Annotated in this window: 19 protein-coding genes; 6 read left to right on the top strand and 13 right to left on the bottom strand. The window is 70.6% G+C overall.

Translation table 11 applies throughout. The features are described from left to right. Positions 1 to 47 precede the first annotated feature (47 nt). From DDV73_RS00515 to DDV73_RS00495, 5 genes are all read right to left on the bottom strand, one after another. Positions 48 to 788: an SHOCT domain-containing protein gene (locus DDV73_RS00515; RefSeq protein ID WP_154402549.1), complete on the bottom strand. Its 741-nt coding sequence runs from the start codon at positions 786 to 788 to the stop codon at positions 48 to 50. A gap of 20 nt (positions 789 to 808) precedes the next feature. After that, positions 809 to 2,023, bottom strand: coding sequence for an ATP-binding protein (locus DDV73_RS00510; protein WP_109505290.1), 1,215 nt, complete (start codon positions 2,021 to 2,023; stop codon positions 809 to 811). Between the two features lie 155 nt (positions 2,024 to 2,178). Further along, positions 2,179 to 2,481, bottom strand: a complete 303-nt coding sequence (locus DDV73_RS00505; RefSeq protein ID WP_206050627.1) for a hypothetical protein — start codon at positions 2,479 to 2,481, stop codon at positions 2,179 to 2,181. Between the two features lie 67 nt (positions 2,482 to 2,548). Beyond that, the gene (locus DDV73_RS00500; RefSeq protein WP_109505289.1) at positions 2,549 to 3,187 is read right to left on the bottom strand and encodes a class F sortase; all 639 of its coding nucleotides are present in this window, start codon (positions 3,185 to 3,187) and stop codon (positions 2,549 to 2,551) included. Beyond that, positions 3,184 to 4,035 (bottom strand): DUF4397 domain-containing protein, encoded by an 852-nt coding sequence (locus tag DDV73_RS00495; protein WP_109505288.1) that lies wholly within the window; start codon positions 4,033 to 4,035, stop codon positions 3,184 to 3,186. The genes DDV73_RS00500 and DDV73_RS00495 overlap by 4 nt, the downstream gene beginning before the upstream one ends. Before the next feature lie 312 nt (positions 4,036 to 4,347). On the opposite strand from DDV73_RS00495, the gene DDV73_RS00490 reads away from it, so the two are divergent. The 4 genes from DDV73_RS00490 (at position 4,348) to DDV73_RS00475 (ending at position 7,192) form a co-directional block, all read left to right on the top strand. Further along, positions 4,348 to 4,902: a hypothetical protein gene (locus DDV73_RS00490; RefSeq protein ID WP_109505287.1), complete on the top strand. Its 555-nt coding sequence runs from the start codon at positions 4,348 to 4,350 to the stop codon at positions 4,900 to 4,902. Continuing rightward, positions 4,899 to 5,783: a CopD family protein gene (locus DDV73_RS00485; RefSeq protein WP_109505286.1), complete on the top strand. Its 885-nt coding sequence runs from the start codon at positions 4,899 to 4,901 to the stop codon at positions 5,781 to 5,783. Before DDV73_RS00490 ends, DDV73_RS00485 begins: the two co-directional genes overlap by 4 nt. A gap of 197 nt (positions 5,784 to 5,980) precedes the next feature. Next, complete coding sequence (locus DDV73_RS00480; RefSeq protein WP_109505285.1) at positions 5,981 to 6,847, top strand: Fpg/Nei family DNA glycosylase; 867 nt, start codon at positions 5,981 to 5,983, stop codon at positions 6,845 to 6,847. Between the two features lie 9 nt (positions 6,848 to 6,856). Next, entirely contained in the window at positions 6,857 to 7,192 is a 336-nt protein-coding gene (locus tag DDV73_RS00475) for a rhodanese-like domain-containing protein (RefSeq protein WP_109505284.1), read from the top strand. 58 nt (positions 7,193 to 7,250) lie between these two features. Here DDV73_RS00475 and DDV73_RS00470 read toward each other — a convergent pair whose 3' ends face one another. The 4 genes from DDV73_RS00470 to DDV73_RS00455 form a co-directional block, all read right to left on the bottom strand. After that, on the bottom strand, positions 7,251 to 7,784 hold the full coding sequence (locus DDV73_RS00470; protein WP_109505283.1) for a hypothetical protein: 534 nt from the start codon (positions 7,782 to 7,784) through the stop codon (positions 7,251 to 7,253). 100 nt (positions 7,785 to 7,884) lie between these two features. Beyond that, the gene (locus DDV73_RS00465; protein ID WP_109505282.1) at positions 7,885 to 8,718 is read right to left on the bottom strand and encodes a hypothetical protein; all 834 of its coding nucleotides are present in this window, start codon (positions 8,716 to 8,718) and stop codon (positions 7,885 to 7,887) included. A 106-nt stretch (positions 8,719 to 8,824) separates the two neighbouring features. Further along, positions 8,825 to 9,181, bottom strand: coding sequence for a hypothetical protein (locus DDV73_RS00460; RefSeq protein ID WP_109505281.1), 357 nt, complete (start codon positions 9,179 to 9,181; stop codon positions 8,825 to 8,827). A 106-nt stretch (positions 9,182 to 9,287) separates the two neighbouring features. Then, complete coding sequence (locus DDV73_RS00455; RefSeq protein ID WP_109505280.1) at positions 9,288 to 9,689, bottom strand: MarR family winged helix-turn-helix transcriptional regulator; 402 nt, start codon at positions 9,687 to 9,689, stop codon at positions 9,288 to 9,290. Positions 9,690 to 9,786: 97 nt separating this feature from the next. Here DDV73_RS00455 and DDV73_RS00450 point away from each other — a divergent pair, with 97 nt between their 5' ends. Further along, positions 9,787 to 10,197, top strand: a complete 411-nt coding sequence (locus tag DDV73_RS00450) for a DUF6069 family protein (protein WP_109505279.1) — start codon at positions 9,787 to 9,789, stop codon at positions 10,195 to 10,197. On the opposite strand, the gene aat is transcribed toward DDV73_RS00450, so the two are convergent. Next, a complete protein-coding gene (aat, locus tag DDV73_RS00445; RefSeq protein ID WP_109505278.1) occupies positions 10,178 to 10,852 on the bottom strand; it encodes a leucyl/phenylalanyl-tRNA--protein transferase in 675 nt (224 codons plus the stop codon). The two genes, DDV73_RS00450 and aat, sit on opposite strands and share 20 nt — an antisense overlap. Before the next feature lie 44 nt (positions 10,853 to 10,896). Here aat and DDV73_RS00440 point away from each other — a divergent pair, with 44 nt between their 5' ends. Beyond that, on the top strand, positions 10,897 to 11,583 hold the full coding sequence (locus DDV73_RS00440; protein ID WP_109505277.1) for an EcsC family protein: 687 nt from the start codon (positions 10,897 to 10,899) through the stop codon (positions 11,581 to 11,583). A gap of 88 nt (positions 11,584 to 11,671) precedes the next feature. Here DDV73_RS00440 and DDV73_RS00435 read toward each other — a convergent pair whose 3' ends face one another. The 3 genes from DDV73_RS00435 to DDV73_RS00420 all read right to left on the bottom strand — a co-directional run bounded on the left by DDV73_RS00435 (position 11,672) and on the right by DDV73_RS00420 (position 15,194). Then, positions 11,672 to 12,880 (bottom strand): hypothetical protein, encoded by a 1,209-nt coding sequence (locus DDV73_RS00435; RefSeq protein ID WP_109505445.1) that lies wholly within the window; start codon positions 12,878 to 12,880, stop codon positions 11,672 to 11,674. Positions 12,881 to 12,885: 5 nt separating this feature from the next. Continuing rightward, complete coding sequence (locus DDV73_RS00430) at positions 12,886 to 13,953, bottom strand: hypothetical protein (protein ID WP_154402548.1); 1,068 nt, start codon at positions 13,951 to 13,953, stop codon at positions 12,886 to 12,888. Positions 13,954 to 14,090: 137 nt separating this feature from the next. Further along, entirely contained in the window at positions 14,091 to 15,194 is a 1,104-nt protein-coding gene (locus DDV73_RS00420; protein ID WP_109505274.1) for a hypothetical protein, read from the bottom strand. Positions 15,195 to 15,242: the final 48 nt, after the last annotated feature.

Genomic DNA, 15,242 nt, shown 5'->3' with positions numbered 1-15,242 from the left:
CCGTTTGTCGGTTCGAGCCGGCGCTGAGAGCCCTGGGTCTGTATGAGTCAGAGAGAGCCGAGGATCCGTTGTCTCTGGATCTCGTACTCCTCGTCAGAGATCTTCGCCTCGCGGTGGAGCCGGTCCAGCTGCTCCAGCCGGGTCGACACGTCGGCGGCGCCCGACACCGGCTGGTCCCAGTGGATCTCCATGGCGGTGGGGCTCTCCGGCCCTGCTACGAGCGCCTTGAAGCCGTCGCCGACCCGCAGCGACCCGAGCGCGGTGGCTGGCACGGTCGCCTTCTTCGTGACTTCGTACGACGTGACGCCGCTGCTCTTGTCGGGCATCACCAGCAGGTCGAACTCCAGCCGCGGCCGCTCGTTGATGTAGGTGCCGGTCTCACGCATCGCCTTGATCGTGATCGTGGCGGGAACTATTGCCTTGTCCGCGCCGGTCTTCGCCTCGACGGCCGAGCCGGCCAGGAACAGGGCGCCGCCGAGCACCCCGAACCCGACCGCCAGACCGCCGACGATGACCGGCAGCCAGCGCCAGTCCGCGTGCTCGGCGGGAAAGCCGAGCCCGAGGATGCCGACCACCAGAGCCGGCAGCCCCACCGCCAGCAACAAGGCCGTGCTGCGCGCGAAGGTCCTGCCATCGACGTTCTTGGCCTTGAGGCTCTTGAAGGTCTCGGCCTGAGAGCGGACGACGAGTCCCATCGCGACCCAGAACGATCCGATGCCGATCAGCCCGGGGATGCCCAGCACCACCCCGACCACTGCCGTCGCGAGTCCAACTGCTGCCAGCTTCATGGCCGGGACGGTACACAGACCTAGGTGTGGTCGCGGAGGTAACGGCCGAAGTGGGGGACGGTGAAGGCGATCCGGCCGCGTTCGCCGGAGTAGATCAGGCCCTTCTTCAGCAGCGAGTCGCGGGCCGGGGAGAGGGACTGCGGCTTCTTGCCGAGGGCGGCGGCGACGTCGGCTGTCGGGACCGAGCCGATGTCGTCGACCTGGTCGTCGCCGCGCTCGGCGCAGGCGACGGCGACGTCCGACATCGCGCGGAGGTACTCGCGCTCCCCCGGCGTCGCCCGCTCGAAGCGGCTGCCGAAGAAGCCGACGGCCAGCTCGCTCTCGGCCTCGGGCGCGGCGACGCGGACGTCGTCCTCGGTGATCGGCGAGCGGGGCGCGCGGTCCCAGACGGCCTTGCCATAGGCCTGGATGAAGTAGGGGTAGCCGCCGGTCGCGAGGTACATCGCGGTGAGGGCGTCGGAGGTGAACTCGGCGTGCTCGTCCTTGGCCGGCGCGGTTAGCGCGAGGTCGGCGGCCTCGCGGGTGAGCCGGTCGATGCGCTGGTAGCGGAAGAGCCGCTCGGAGTAGGACTTGCTGGCCGACAGTACGGCGGGCAGGTGCGGCAGGCCGGCACCGACCACGATCACCGGCAGCCCGGACTGGCTGATCTCGTGGCAGGAGGCGCAGAGCGCGGACACGTCGTCCGGGCCGAGATCCTGCATCTCGTCGATGAACACCGCGACGCCCTTGCCGATGTCGGCCGCCAGGCCGCCGATGTCGGTGAGCAGCTCGACCAGGTCGATCTCGATGTCGCCGGAGTCCGCGCGGCCCTTGGCCGCCGGCACGTCGATGCCCGGGCTCCACAGCTCGCGCACCTTCGCGCCGCGCGCCGCGTCCCGCTGCGCGAACGCCTTGATCACACCGAGCACCTGGTCGACCTCGTCGGACTGCGGGTGCCCGAGCTCGCGCACCGCCTGGTGGAGCGCGCTCGACAGCGGGCGCCGAAGGCGCTGGTCGGGACGGGCCTCGAGCTTGCCGGTGCCCCACCTGCGTCGTACGGCGCCGGAGCGGAGCGCGTTGAGCAGCACCGTCTTGCCGACGCCGCGGAGCCCGGTTAGCACCAGGCTGCGCTCCGGCCGGCCCTTCGCGATGCGCTCGAGGACGACGTCGAACGCCGCGAGCTGCTCGTCGCGGCCGGCCAGCTCGGGCGGCCGCTGGCCCGCGCCGGGCGCGTAGGGATTGGTCACCGGGTCCACGATTCGACGGTATCGGCGTGTCTAGCCGACTCCGTAGATTTCGCTAGCGAGTCGTAGCGGCGGACGGGGCAGTTTCACTAGGTACCTAGTGAAACCATCCCAGCCCACGAGAAACATCCAGCGGGTTGGGACAGATTCGGGTGGGGAAGTCGGCGTCAGGCGCCGGGGCGCTGCTGCGGCAGCCGGCTCGGGTCGAACCGCTCGAGGGTGCGCTCGTGGAAGGGCTCGGGCAGCTCGTCGGTCCGGATCGCGTCGTATGCCTCATCGAGGCCGCCGCGGAGCAGGTCGACCAGCTCGGGCACGTCCTCGGCGGGGAGCCGGAAGGTGCCGACGCAGACGTTCTCCCGCCACATCGACAGCACCACCACGCCCGACTCGTGGTGCCACGAAACCCGCATCGCACGCGCGTCACCACGGCTGTCGATGAAGACGGCTCCGGTGTCGGGAATCGGGTGCATCTCCCCATCATGCCTGGCCACTGGTTGCCTGTCAGCGTGCAGAACCTGGCGCGGTGTCACTGCGCTGTCACCCTGCCGTGCGCTCGGCGGTCCCGATCGGGTCGGCGTAGACCAGGCGGTTCTGGGCGTAGCTGCCGGTACGCCGGTCGAACGGGCCCGAGCAAGTGACCAGGAGCAGCCGTCCGCGGACGTCCCCTGCGAAGGCGTCGGTGTTCACGGCGAGCTCGGCCTTCGGCACGTCGTGTACGGCGCGTACCCGGTACCGCTGGGTTGCCCCGGACCCGCTCAAGGTCACATCCTGGCCGACCTCGATCGCCAGCAGATGGGCGAAGAAGCCGAGTCCCTGGGTCGCCGAGTCGACGTGACCCGCGATCACGACGGTGCCGTAGGCCTCGCCCGCCAGTGCCCCGCTCTCCCACCAGCCGACGTGGTCCGAGTTCGCCGGCAGGCCGAGGACCCCGCTCGGCAGGGTGTCCACCCGTTCCACCGTGGCGGCAGCAGGCACCCCGTCGAGCGTGAGCCGGGTCGGCACGAACGTCAGCCGTTGGGTGGGGCCGACCCGCGCCTCGCGTGCCGCGTCCGACGCGGGCGTCGAGGTCGGTGTCGGCGAGTCGGCAGGGGTTCCTTCGGGCTCGGACGCGGCGCAGCCGGTCGAGACCGCCGCCAGCAGCGCCGCTGCGGCCACGACCGTGCGTCGTGCGGTCATCGCCGTGCCGGCCGCCTGATGACGATGACGGCACTGATCGCGAGCAGCGCCGCCACGCCGAGGTACGGCGGCAAACCGCTGTCACCCTGCGACGGCTCGGTGAGGCCCAGCTCGGCGGCCTGTCCGCCGGAGCCGGCGTCGATCAGGGTCGGCGACTTGCCGGAACCGCGGACGCCGAGCGGCAGCACCTGGACGATGGCGTCCATCGTGCCCTCGGCGGCGACGCCGATCGCGAACACTCGAGTCAGCGCGGACTTCGCAACCGGGAGGTCGACCGGACCGAGGACGCTCGGCCCATCTGTCGCCGCCGGCACGATCTCGACCGGGTAGGTCTTCGCCGGCACTGTCAGCGTGAGCACCTCGCCATTGGCGATGTTGGCGAACAGGACCTCGCCCTGCACTCGGACGTCCGCCGGCCCGACCGCGGCCACGTGCGCCACCGCCACCCGGCCGCTGCCCTTCGCGACCTTGGACAGGTCGTTGTCGTACGTCGTGACGATCGGCGCCGCCGTCGGGTCGACCTGGCGGTGGATAACGGCATCGACGCTCGCGCCGGCCGCAACGTCGAAGGACGCCTCGACGTCGAGCGTGTCGCCCTCACCGTCCACGGTGAGGGTGTGCTCGCCCGGCGTCAGTGCCAGCGGTCCGACGATGGTCTTGGCGGCCGCGGCGTCGTCGACCGCCTTGCCGTCGACGGCGATCGAGACGGTCTCCCCGGCGACGCCCTGCACGACGTACACGGTGGCGGTCTCGGCCCGAGCCTCCGCTCCGCCGACCGGAACGACGAACAGCACTGCGGCTGCTCCGGTGAGTGCGGCGACGCCGCGCTTGATCAAGGTGTGGCTCATGTGAAGCCCCCAACGGTCCCCAGGTCCGGACGAGTCGACCGGACCTAAAGCCAGCGAACCCGAGGATGTTTGTATTCGTCCCCCAAACGTTCCTCCCTTGGGGTTTCCTCGGTTCCATCTGTCCGGACCTGGGGGTGGGCCATGCCTGCGCGCGTTCTGACTCTGCGCATCGCCTGGCTCGCGGTCGCAGCAGCGTTGGTTGGTGCGGCGGTGTATGCCGTTCTGGTCGATGTTTCGGATGAATCGGATAGGGACACCCAGGACCGGGCTCCGATCATCCAGCACACCGGTCCGCCGCCCGCGGCGGACCGAATGTCCGGACCTGGGGTCACGACGGTCGGCGTACACCTGGCGGCGGAGCCGTACGCCACCGGAGACCTCGAGGTTGCCGAACGGGTCCGGTTCGCGCTACCGGTGTCCGGCCTCACGCTGAGCCCGCCCAGTGGGCTGGCCAGGGACGGCGCGGGCGACAAGGAACCGCAGGTGACCCAGCTGCAGGTCGACATCAGCGGTCAGCCGGTTGCGCTGCCGAGGACCTCGTTGGCCCAGATCCCGATACGGATCGAGCTCGATGAGCCGACCACGGAGGTGACCCTGCGCTACCGACTGGTTGCCGCGGCGGTCCGCAGCAGTCCGGCACCGGCCGGCCGGGTTCTGGTCCGCCTGGCGCCGCTGATCTCGGACGCCTCGCCGGTGCTGGTCGACCTGGTCGGCAAGGGCGTGCGCAACCTTGTGTGCCCCGAGCTTCCCGCGAAGGACCAGGTCTGCGGTTCGCGGCGCGGCAACGTGTGGACCGCGGGGCCACTCCCGGCGGACTTTGCGGTGGTCGTGGCCCAGCTGGACCTGCCAGATCCGGGCACTTCGTGAGCCCGCTCATTGCCGCGGGCGACGATGGCACGCTCGCCGCGCTGCTCGCCCTGGTCCGGGTCGTCGGCTACGTCGGCTTCGTGACGATGGTCGGGACCACGTTCTTCCTCACCTGGCTGTGGCCGCAAGGCAGAGTCCGCCGGGTCTTCTGGCACCTGCTGCTGGCCGGAGCGATCCTCTGCTTCATCGCCTCGGCGCTGTTGCCGCTGCTCGATGCCAGGGCGGGCTGGTCGAGCTACGGCGGTCGCGAGGGCGCCAGCGTGCTGGCGCGAATGGGGCTGACCTGCATCGTCTTCGCGTTCGGCGCGCGGCTGCCGGTCTACGCACACACCCTGTGGGTGCCGATCAGTCTCTGGCAGCTGGCGCTGATCGGGACCTACGTGCTCGGATCCGACGCGTGGGAGGGGCCGTGGATGGCGGTCAAGGTCGTCGCGGCCACGGCCCACCTCGGCGCCACCGCCGTCTGGCTCGGTGGGCTGCTCACGCTGGCGGCCGTGTTGATCCCCGGCACGGACCTGTCCTTCCTTCCCGGCGTACTGCCGCGCTTCGGGGTGTTGGTCCGGGTTAGCGTGGTGACACTGGTGGTGTCCGGACTGCTGCATGCCCTCGCCATCGCGGGTGGGCTCAGGGAGCTCGTCGACAGCGACTACGGCACCGTGCTGCTGATGAAGATGGTCGTGCTCGGGGCGATGCTGCTCCTAGGCAGCGCCGGGCGGCGGTACGCCGTACGCCTGGCCCGGCGGCCCGTCACCGATACCCGCGGGCGCACCCGACCCAGCAGCGCCCAGGCCGCAGCGGTCGCGGTCGGCGCCGAGTTCGCGCTGGCTGTCGGCGTACTCACCGCCACCGCCGTGCTGGTCAACCTCGCGCCGGCTGTCTGAGCCAGCGACCGTCGGTGGCGGTGTCGGGTGTGTCTCCTCGTCAATGGCCGTCGCGGCACGGCGTCCGGTGCGTGCGATGGCAAGGCGGAGGAGGAAGACAGGCCGGCGGCCTGTCGACCGACGACAACGCAGCCAGCGTGCGCGCCGGGCGTCGCGCAGCAGGCCAGGGACGAGGAGACACACCCTAGACTTGCGGCGTGCCGGAGTTGCCTGAAGTGGAGGCGCTGGCCCTCGACCTGAAGGGCCGGCTGGACGGTCGCGCGATCGTGCGGGTCGACATCGCGGCGTTCAGTGCGCTGAAGACCTTCGATCCGCCGCTGTCCTCGCTGGACGGGACGTTCGTGGAGGACGTCACCCGGCACGGCAAGTTCCTCGACATCGCGACCGGCGGGCTGCACCTGGTGGTGCACCTCGCCCGAGCCGGGTGGATCCGGTGGCGGGCCGAGGTGCCGGCGCTGCCACCGCGGCCGTCGACGAAGTCGGGCCTGGCCGCGCGCGTCGTACTCGACGACGACTCCGGCCTCGACATCACCGAGGCCGGGACGAAGAAGAGCCTCGCGGTGTACGTCGTCCGCCAGCCCGCGGACGTCCCGGGTATCGCCCGGCTCGGGCCGGACCCGCTCGCCGACGAGTTCACCATCGACGTCCTGCAGCGGATCCTTGAGGACGCCGGGCGTGCCCAGATCAAGGGTGTTCTCCGGCAGCAGAGCATCGTCGCCGGGATCGGCAACGCCTACAGCGACGAACTGCTGCACGCCGCGAAGATGTCGCCGTTCAAGCCCGCGTCGTCGCTGAACCCGGACGACGTCCAGGTGCTGTACGACGCGATCCGCGACGTGCTGGGCGACGCGGTCGAGCGCTCGCGTGGGCTGGCTGCCAGCGAGCTCAAGGGTGAGAAGAAGAGCAACCTCGCCGTCCACGGCAAGAAGGGCGCGAAGTGCCCGGTGTGCGGTGACGTGGTCCGCGAGGTGTCCTTCGCCGACTCGTTCCTCAACTACTGCGCCACCTGCCAGACCGGCGGCAAGCCGCTGGCCGACCGGCGGATGTCCAAGCTGCTGAAGTAGCGTAAGCGCATGGCTCAGGTCCCCACGGTCTCCATCGACGGCGTACCAAACCCGCTGCCCGAGGGGCTGCATGTCCTCGACGTACGCGAGCAGATCGAGTGGGACCACGGGCACATCGAGGGCGCCATCCACATCCCGATGATGGACCTGCCCGCCCGCCTCGACGAGGTGCCGGAGGGGCAGACCCTGGTGGTGTGCAAGATCGGCGGCCGCTCTGCCCAGGCCGTGGCCTGGCTGACCATGCAGGGCCGTGAGGTCGTCAACCTCGACGGCGGCATGCTCGACTGGGCCGGCGCCGGCCGCCCGATGGTCAGCGAGAAGGGCACCCAGCCCCAGGTCGTCTGACCCGGACATGGCAAGAGCCCCGGCCGAGGCCGGGGCTCTCACGCTGCGTCGCTGCTGATCAGGGCGACTCCATGTCCGCCATCTCGCTCTCGAGCTCCTCGAGGTAGCTCTCCATCTCCTCCGGGTCCGTCGGCATCTCGTCCGGGTCGATCGGCATGTCCGTGGTCTCGTCGGTCGGGAGGTCGTCGGTCTCGATGTCGCCCGGGTCGGTCGGCAGGTCGTCGGTGTCGGGCGCGCCGAGCTCATCCGCGCAGGTCTCGGTCATGTAGCCACTGAACGCTCCGACCTTCTCCTCCTCGTCCTTGCTGAGGTCCGACTCCTTGATCTCGCCGTCCTCGTCTTCGGCGTCCTTGGCAGCGTCGAGCAGGATCTCGAAGCCCTCGCGCTCCTCATCCGTGAGGTCATCGGGCGTTCCGACGTCCTCGGCATCCTTCGCCCAGTCCTTCGCGTCATCTGCGGTCTCCACCTCTTGGAGCTTGACCGCCTGTTCGCAGAACTCGTCGGCACTGGCGTCCGTCGGAGCGCCGCCCCCGCAGGCGGCCGTGGTGCCTACCACGAGAAGCATCGCGGCACCGGTGAGTACGTGGCGCATTGCCCGTCTCCTTCAATAGATCGGTTTGACGTGTTGCAGCCTCCCCAACCCTTGCAGGTCCCAACCGCAGTTCCTTGACCGGGGCGGCGCCGACCGCCGGTCAGGTCGGGTTGGGCGCGGGCGTCGACGGCGGCGCGCACTCCTCGCCGACGTACTGGCCGAAGGCGTCGACCTTCTTCTGTTCGGCGGCGCTGATGTCCGGCTCCTTGACCTCGCCGTCGGGTCCGTTCTCGGCGTTCCGCGCGGCGTCCAGAACGATCTCGAAGCCCTCGCGCTCGTCGTCCGACATGTCCGCGGGAGCACCGACCTGCTCCATGGCCTCGCCCCAGTCGCGCACCTGCTTGGCGGTCGTGATCTCGCCGGCCCCGAGGATCTCCTCGCAGAACTCGTCCTTCGCGGCATCGGGGGTGTCACCCTGCCCGTCCGACTCGTCGAACGGACCACCGGTCAGGTCGCCGTCAGTGGGGTCGTCATCGCTGGGGTCGTCATCGGTGGGTACGCCGTCGGTGGGCACGTCGGTCTCGGACTCGGCCGGGGTCTCGTCGGTCGACGGGACGCCGGCCGCCTCGTCGAGCTCGTCCGCGCACTTCTTGCTGGCGTAGGTGGTGAACGCCTCGACGTCCTTGTCCTCGTCCTTGCTGAAGTCGGCCTCGCCCTCGAAGTCGTCGGGCTTCGCGTCCTCATCGACGTCCTGGGCGGCCTCGACGAAGACCTCGAAGCCGTCGCGCTCCTCGTCGGAGATGTCGTCCGGGGTGCCGACCTCCTCCAGCTCGTCGCCGAGCGCGTTGAGGTCCTTGCCGTCGTCCAGCTTGGTGACGCTGCTGAACGCCTCGCAGAAGTCACCCTTGCTGGCGTCGTCCGGGGCGTCGCCGCCGCAGGCCGCGGTGGTGCCGACCACGAGAAGCATGGCGGCACCGGTGAGTACGTGGCGCATTGCCAGTCTCCTTCAGTAGATCGGCTCGACATCTGCGCCCACCCTTGCAGACGCATGCGAAAGGCGGGCCGGAGACCCGACCCGCCTGCCGCGTGGGCTGCGTCGATCAGCCTGCGTCGGGAGCGCACTCCTCGCCGACGTACTTGCTGAACGCCGCTACCTTCTTCTCGTCGTCCTTGTCGATGTCCGGCTCCTTGATCTCGCCGTCCTTCTCCTCGGCGTCCTTCGCCGCGTCGACGATGATCTCGAACCCGTCACGGGCGTCGTCGGAGATGCCCTCGGGCGTGCCGACGTCTTCCATCTCCTTGCCCCAGTCGTTGGCGTCGTCCGCCGACTGCGCCTCGCCGATCTTCGTGTACTGCTTGCAGAAGTCTTCCTTGGACGCGTCGGTGGGAGCGCCACCACAGCCCACGGCGGTGCCCGCCACCAGCAGTAGGCTGGCGGCGAGTAGTGCGTGCTTCATTCTTCTATACCCCTGTCAGTCGGTTGGTGTGGAACACACTGCCGCATCCTGCACCACTCGCGCGACCACCAAACGTCGGGCCGTGTCGGCGGCGTACACCCTGGGGTCAGACCAGCTTCTTCAGGAGTACGCCGAGCTGGCGGCGCTCGGCCCGGGTGAGGCGCTCGCTGAGCAGCGAGCCTTCGGTCACGCGCTGGTGCAGCTCGCCGCGAAACCGCTGGCCATCGGGGGTAAGCGAGAGCAGCTTGTAGCGGCGGTCGGTTCCGGGAACCCGCTCGATCGCGGACAGGTCCTCGAGCCGGTCGGCGAGGCCAGTGACATTGCTCGCATCGCAGCCGAGCAGGCCGGCGAGGTCGCGCATCGGCATCGGCTCCTCGAGCTCGAGGATCGCGCGCGCCTGGAGCGGGGTCAGGCCGAGCTCGGCCGCGACCTCGGCGAAACGGTGCCGGAACGCCCCCACTGCCTCGAACAGCAGCATCGTCAGGCTGCTGATCTCTTGTGCCGCCATGCCAACACTCTACCTTCCCAACACTTGACAACCATAAGTATCACCTCTCATGCTGAAGGCAATACTTATGAATCTCAACTATCGGGAGGTACCACCAATGACGACCGCAACTGTTACCGCCAGCACCGACCGCGCGGGACTGCTCCGCCCGCTCGGCCTGATCGCCGGCATCTCGCTGGTCGCGAACCTGATCGTGTTCGCGATCGCCAAGCTCGCCGACGTCGACTTCGCGATCACTGCCCCGGGCCAGTCCGAAGAGACGGTCAACGGCGTGTCCATCGCCGTGATGTCGGTCGCCACCGTCGTCGTCGGTGGGATCGCGTTGCTCCTCACCCGCCGCTGGGCGCCGCGCGCCTGGCAGGTTCTCGCCTGGGTCGGCCTGGTGATCGGCATCGTGACGATTCCCGCCTTCGCCGAGGCCGAGGCCGGGACCAAGGTCGCGCTCGGCGCGATGCACCTGATCGTCGGCGGCGTCTGGTACTGGTTCGTCAGCCGGCTCGCCAAGTAGCCGGCAGCGGGACGGCGAGCGCGTCGGGGAGGGCGTCGAGGTAGGCCGCGCGGTCGACCTCGACGACTCCGAGCGAGGCGAGGTGCTCGGTTCGCCACTGCACGTCGAGGACCCGGCGGTCGGCGTACTCGTCGCTGAGCAGGTCGACCAAGCCGACCAGTGCGACCTTCGACGCGTCGCGCTCCCGGTGGAACATCGACTCCCCCGCGAACAGGCCGCCGATCGCGACGCCGTACAGACCGCCGACCAGCCGGCCGTCGCGCCAGGCCTCCACGCTGTGCACCCAGCCGAGCTCGTGCAGCTCGGTGTACGCATCGCGGATGTCGCGGTCGATCCAACCCTGGGGCCGGCTGGGGGCGGCGCAGGCCGCCAGCACCTCGGCGAACGCGGTGTCGATCCGGATCTCGAACTCCCGCACCGAGCGGCGCAGCGACCGCGACACCCGGAGGCCGGACAGCGGCAGCACGCCGCGGCGTACCGGCGAGAACCAGTACGGCGGGTCGCCGCGGTGGCCGGACGGCATCGGGAACAGCCCGCGGCGGTACGCCGCCAGCACCGTCCCAGGCTCGAGGTCGGCGCCGATCGCGGCCAGGTCGTCCTCGGCTGTGCGCGGATCGCCGAACTGCCAGGGCGTCGGCGGTGGTTCCACGGGCACGGGCTCACCGTAGCCGGGGTGCTGTACGCCCTAAGATTCGAGGTATGGGAGTCACCAGCAGTGTCGGCAAGAAGCTCGCGCCGCGGATCACCGACCTCGCGCCGGACCTGACGACCAGTTTCGTGCGGGAGGCGCTGCAGCGCGCGATCGCCGGCGTGGGACCGCTGCCGGGTGCGGCCGCGGCGGCCGACAAGCAGCTGCGCGAGCAGCGCGGCAACGTCGACGCGGCGATCCACGAGGTGATCGAGAACCACGTCCGGTTCGCCGGCGCCCAGGGCTTCGTCACCAACCTCGGTGGCCTGGTGACGGCCGCGCTCACGATCCCGACCAACATCACCGGGCTGGCGCTGCTGCAGTGCCGGATGGTCGCCGGCATCGCCCACCTGCGCGGCTACGACCTCGATGACCCGCGGGTCCGCAACGCGATCCTGACCTGCATCCTCGGCGAGGACGAGGTCAACCGCCTGGTCAAGAAGAAGAAGCTGCCCGCCCCGCCGATGGCGCTGGCCACCGCGCCCACGACCAACCCGGAGCTCGACAAGCTGATCTCCACCGAGATCGCCGCCGAGCTGATCACCCGGGTCGCCGGCAAGCGGCTCGCGACCACCCTCGGCCGGCGGGTGCCGGTCGTCGGCGGCCTGGTCGGGATGGGTGCGGACGGCTTCGCGACCTGGCGGGTCGGCCGCTACGCCGACCGCGAGCTGCTCCCCCGCGCCGCCAAGCGGTCCTAGTTCCCGTACGAAACTGTCTCCGCCCTGCGGAAACTTCGGCAGGCAAGGGACGGTTTCACTAGGTACCTAGTGAAACTGCCCCCGGCAGCTAGGGCAGGTCGTCGCGCTGGTGGCGGGAGCGACGGTAGGCGTTGAGGGCGCGCTGGCCGGTGACGGTCTTGTCGAGGCGGCGGACGGCGGTCTCGCGGACCTTGGCCCGGAAGGTCGCCGACAGGGCGGCCCGCGCCTCCGACAGCTCCGACGATCGGTCCTCGGCGGTCTGACGCAGCCGGGCGTTCTCGACCAGCAGGGCCGAGATGACGTCGATGGCGGCGTTGTTGACCTGGCTGAGGGCGGGCTTGTCGGGGTCGGCGAAGTGCTTGAACGGCGGGCCGGGGAGCAGGTCGCCGAGGTCGCCGACGACGTCGTACTCGCGCTTCTCCAGGTCCTCCACCCACGACGTCGCGAGCTCGGTCGCCCAGGTGTGGACGGCCGGCGGCAGGGTCAGCCGCGGCGAGCCGCTGCGCTGCGACAGCGTCTGGTGGGCGAGCAGCTCGCGGACCAGCGGCCGGTAGTCGACCGGGTCGAGCACCTTGTTCGCGAGCAGGTTGATCCGCCGCAGCAGGGCCGTCTCGGCCGCGCCCATCGACGGGTTGGACCGCTCGACGTCGAGGTCGAGGTCGATGCCGCCGAGGCCGAAGACCTCGCTGAACCGCTCCCAGAGCAGGTTGGACTTGGCGCCCTTCCTCGGCACCGTCACCAGGTGCACGTGGGACGGCGGCAGGTCGGAGCCCCAGCGGTCGAGGATGTCCGGCAGCTCCTGCACCCCCCAGAACCACGAGGCAGCGCGGCTGGTCCGGTCGGGGTCCATGATCTGCTCGAGGTAGCGGGCGTACTTGAAGGTACGGCGGTGCTTGATGTTCTCCTGCCACTCCGCCGGGATCTGGCGGGCCAGGTCGCGCACGGACAGCACCAGGTGGATCTCGGTCCCGTCACCGAGCCCGAGAGACGCGAGGGCCCGCTCGACCTGCGGCCGGGACGCGGTTGCCAGGATCTCGTGGCTGATGATCGCCGTGCCGTCCCAGGCGCGGACCTGCTCGGCGAGCGCGTCCCAGGCGCCGACCGCCTCCTGCTCCAGGCCGCCCCACGGCATCCGCATCAGGTCCAGCGCCGCCAGGAAGTGAGCGTCGAACCGCTCCGCCGGATAGAGAATCCCGGACTTCGCGAGGAGCGCCCGGTTGCGGAACAGGACCTCCTGGAAGTACGACGTACCCGTCTTGGGAGTGCCGACGTGGAGCAGCACACGCTTCGTGCTCACCGCGCTCACCGCTTGCTCGCCTCCATGCGATCGGGGTCCCCCCACCCGCCTGATGCGTGCCCATCCTGACCACCCGAGTGCGCACGCAGCAGCGTGCGCACAGCAAGGGCCAGCACCTCCGCGTCCGCCGGCGCGATCACCCCGTCGCGCTCGGGCTCGGCGATGAGTCTCGCCGGGTCGCCGACCACAGCGTAGCCAGCACCGGTGAGCTCGTCGTACGCGCGTCGGGCCTGGGCCTTCAACCAGCGGCGCTGGGCGTACGGCACCACCAGGCGGCCGCCCTCGGCGCCGGCGAGCAGCGGCACCAGGTCGTGGTCGAGGAGTGCCTGATGGCGCTCCCGGTCGACCAGCACCCGCAGCACCTGGTTCACGTGCCGGATCAGCTCCAGGGCCTCCGCCGGCGGGCTCGGCGGCCCCTCCAGCGCGGGTACGCCGAGCAGCTCGGGCAGCGCGTCGTCGTCGAGCACGATCCGGATCCGGTCGGCGTCGACCTCGCTGCGCCAGTGCCGGGCCGCGGCGGCGACGTTGGCCCGCGGAGGCAGCTCGTCGAAGCCCGCCCGGTGCGCGATCCACCACCGCCAGCTGGCGGTCGCGGTGTGCAGGATCCGCCAGGCGTAGGTGTCGGCGACCATCCGGTCCGGCGTTCCGCCGAGCAGGAGTACGACGGGATTGCGACCACCTGGGCGCCGGCCGCGGGCGGTCATCTCAGCCCGGACCGCGTCCGTCCGGAGCGGGTTGCCGCTGACCTGGTAGGCCCGGTGCCAGGGGAGCCGCCCGGGCAGGCGACGACGCCGTTTCGGGTGGGGTGGCGGTTGGCTCACGAGGTGCTCGGCGAGGACGCCGGCCGCGACCCGGAGCAGCTCGTCGGCGGGTACGTCGGCCGGGTCGACCGGGCGGGCGCCGTACTCGGTCACGCCGACGCCGGGCAGCCGGAGTGCCGGCTGGCCGCGGCCGGGTGGTGCCGCTGCGAGCACCTGCTCGGCGAGCGCGGGCACGACGGTGCCGGCTTCGTTGAGGCGGCGGAGCAGTTCAAGCTGCTGGGCGCCGGGCAGCCGGGATAGTCCGTCACGCAAATCATGGTCCCGCGGCCCAGAGCCATGATTTTCGTGACGGACTATCCCGGTGCTGGACCAAGAGGCCCAGGGGGTGGTGCCGCCGGTGCGTAGGTGGTCGACCCACGCCCAAGCGCGGGTCACGCCGTCGTCACCGGTCACCGGATCAGGAACCTCCGTGCGTTGTCCCGGACCAGCTCGGCGAACCTGCTGTCGCCGGCCTGCTTTGCGATCGCGGCCTCTCGGGTCATCACCTCGAGCGCGTCGAGTGCGGCGTCGAGCACCTCACGCGGGCGCATCCGGTCGGGGTCGACCCAGCCGGCCTCGTCCGGCGGCCGGAGGGGGCGGAGCTCGGAGGTGTCACCGATCAGGTGCACCCCGCTGCCCTCGATCCAGTCGACCCAGAGCTGGGACTGCTGCTCGGCCCACTCGAAGCGGTCCGGCGGCAGCAGCACCCGCGGCGATCCGTGGTCGTGCAGGTGGTCCTCGGCGAGCAGGTCGCGGATCAGCTGGTCGTACTCCGCTTCGTGCCGGACCCGCCGGTCCATCCGCCGGTTGAGGTGCCGGATCAGCTGGGTCTCGGCGATGCCGAGCGAGCGGTTGGCGCGCACGCTGTCCAGCGGCGCCCACTCGGGCCGGATGTTGAACGCCTCGCAGAAGCGGTGCCAGAGCAGGTCGGGCTCGCGGTTGCCGCTGCGCGGCACGGTGACGACGTGCACCCGCTCCGGCGGCAGGTTGCGGCCCCAACTGCTGAGCACCCGAGGCACGTGGAAGGCGTGGAAGAACCAGGCGCTGCCGTCCTCGACCGCGTCCAGGAACCGATTGAAGGTCCAGCGCCGGCCCTGCTTGATCGACTCCTGCCAGGCGGCCGGGAGCTGCCGGGCCAGGTCGCGGACGCTGTAGACGATGTGCACCTCGCTGCCGGCCAGGTCGTTCATCGCCTTGGCGACCTTGTCGGGCGGCGCCGGGGCGAGGATCTCATGGCTGATGATCGCGGTGCCCCGGCTGCGGCGTACCCGCCGGGTGAGCGCGTCCCAGTAGCCCTGCGCGTGCCCCGGGCGACCGCCCCAGTCCTGGCCGAGCAGGTCGAGCGCGGCCCGGAAGTGGAACAGGTCGGCGCCGATGTTGCGGGGGCCGGCAGGCAGGAGTACGTCGTGCTCGTGGAGCCGCGCGGCGTTGAGGGTCAGCCGGTCCTGGATGTACGTCGTCCCGGTCTTGGGCGCTCCGATGTGCAGATAGACAACTCGATCAGAGCGGGCCATGCGGGGCATTGTGCCAGCCGGGCGGAGGTTTTCGGGCACCCGCCGACC

This window comes from Nocardioides speluncae (assembly GCF_003121585.1).
GTDB lineage: Bacteria > Actinomycetota > Actinomycetes > Propionibacteriales > Nocardioidaceae > Nocardioides > Nocardioides speluncae.
This window is presented reverse-complemented; position numbering and strand designations above follow the sequence as displayed.

Bases quoted from the DNA above. Each gene is read 5' to 3' on its own strand.
- DDV73_RS00515 (WP_154402549.1), bottom strand. From the start codon at position 788: ATGAAGCTGGCAGCAGTTGGACTCGCGACGGCAGTGGTCGGGGTGGTG.
- DDV73_RS00505 (WP_206050627.1), bottom strand. From the start codon at position 2,481: ATGCACCCGATTCCCGACACCGGAGCCGTCTTCATCGACAGCCGTGGT.
- DDV73_RS00500 (WP_109505289.1), bottom strand. From the start codon at position 3,187: ATGACCGCACGACGCACGGTCGTGGCCGCAGCGGCGCTGCTGGCGGCG.
- DDV73_RS00495 (WP_109505288.1), bottom strand. From the start codon at position 4,035: ATGAGCCACACCTTGATCAAGCGCGGCGTCGCCGCACTCACCGGAGCA.
- DDV73_RS00490 (WP_109505287.1), top strand. From the start codon at position 4,348: ATGTCCGGACCTGGGGTCACGACGGTCGGCGTACACCTGGCGGCGGAG.
- DDV73_RS00475 (WP_109505284.1), top strand. From the start codon at position 6,857: ATGGCTCAGGTCCCCACGGTCTCCATCGACGGCGTACCAAACCCGCTG.
- DDV73_RS00470 (WP_109505283.1), bottom strand. From the start codon at position 7,784: ATGCGCCACGTACTCACCGGTGCCGCGATGCTTCTCGTGGTAGGCACC.
- DDV73_RS00465 (WP_109505282.1), bottom strand. From the start codon at position 8,718: ATGCGCCACGTACTCACCGGTGCCGCCATGCTTCTCGTGGTCGGCACC.
- DDV73_RS00460 (WP_109505281.1), bottom strand. From the start codon at position 9,181: ATGAAGCACGCACTACTCGCCGCCAGCCTACTGCTGGTGGCGGGCACC.
- DDV73_RS00455 (WP_109505280.1), bottom strand. From the start codon at position 9,689: ATGGCGGCACAAGAGATCAGCAGCCTGACGATGCTGCTGTTCGAGGCA.
- DDV73_RS00450 (WP_109505279.1), top strand. From the start codon at position 9,787: ATGACGACCGCAACTGTTACCGCCAGCACCGACCGCGCGGGACTGCTC.
- DDV73_RS00440 (WP_109505277.1), top strand. From the start codon at position 10,897: ATGGGAGTCACCAGCAGTGTCGGCAAGAAGCTCGCGCCGCGGATCACC.
- DDV73_RS00420 (WP_109505274.1), bottom strand. From the start codon at position 15,194: ATGGCCCGCTCTGATCGAGTTGTCTATCTGCACATCGGAGCGCCCAAG.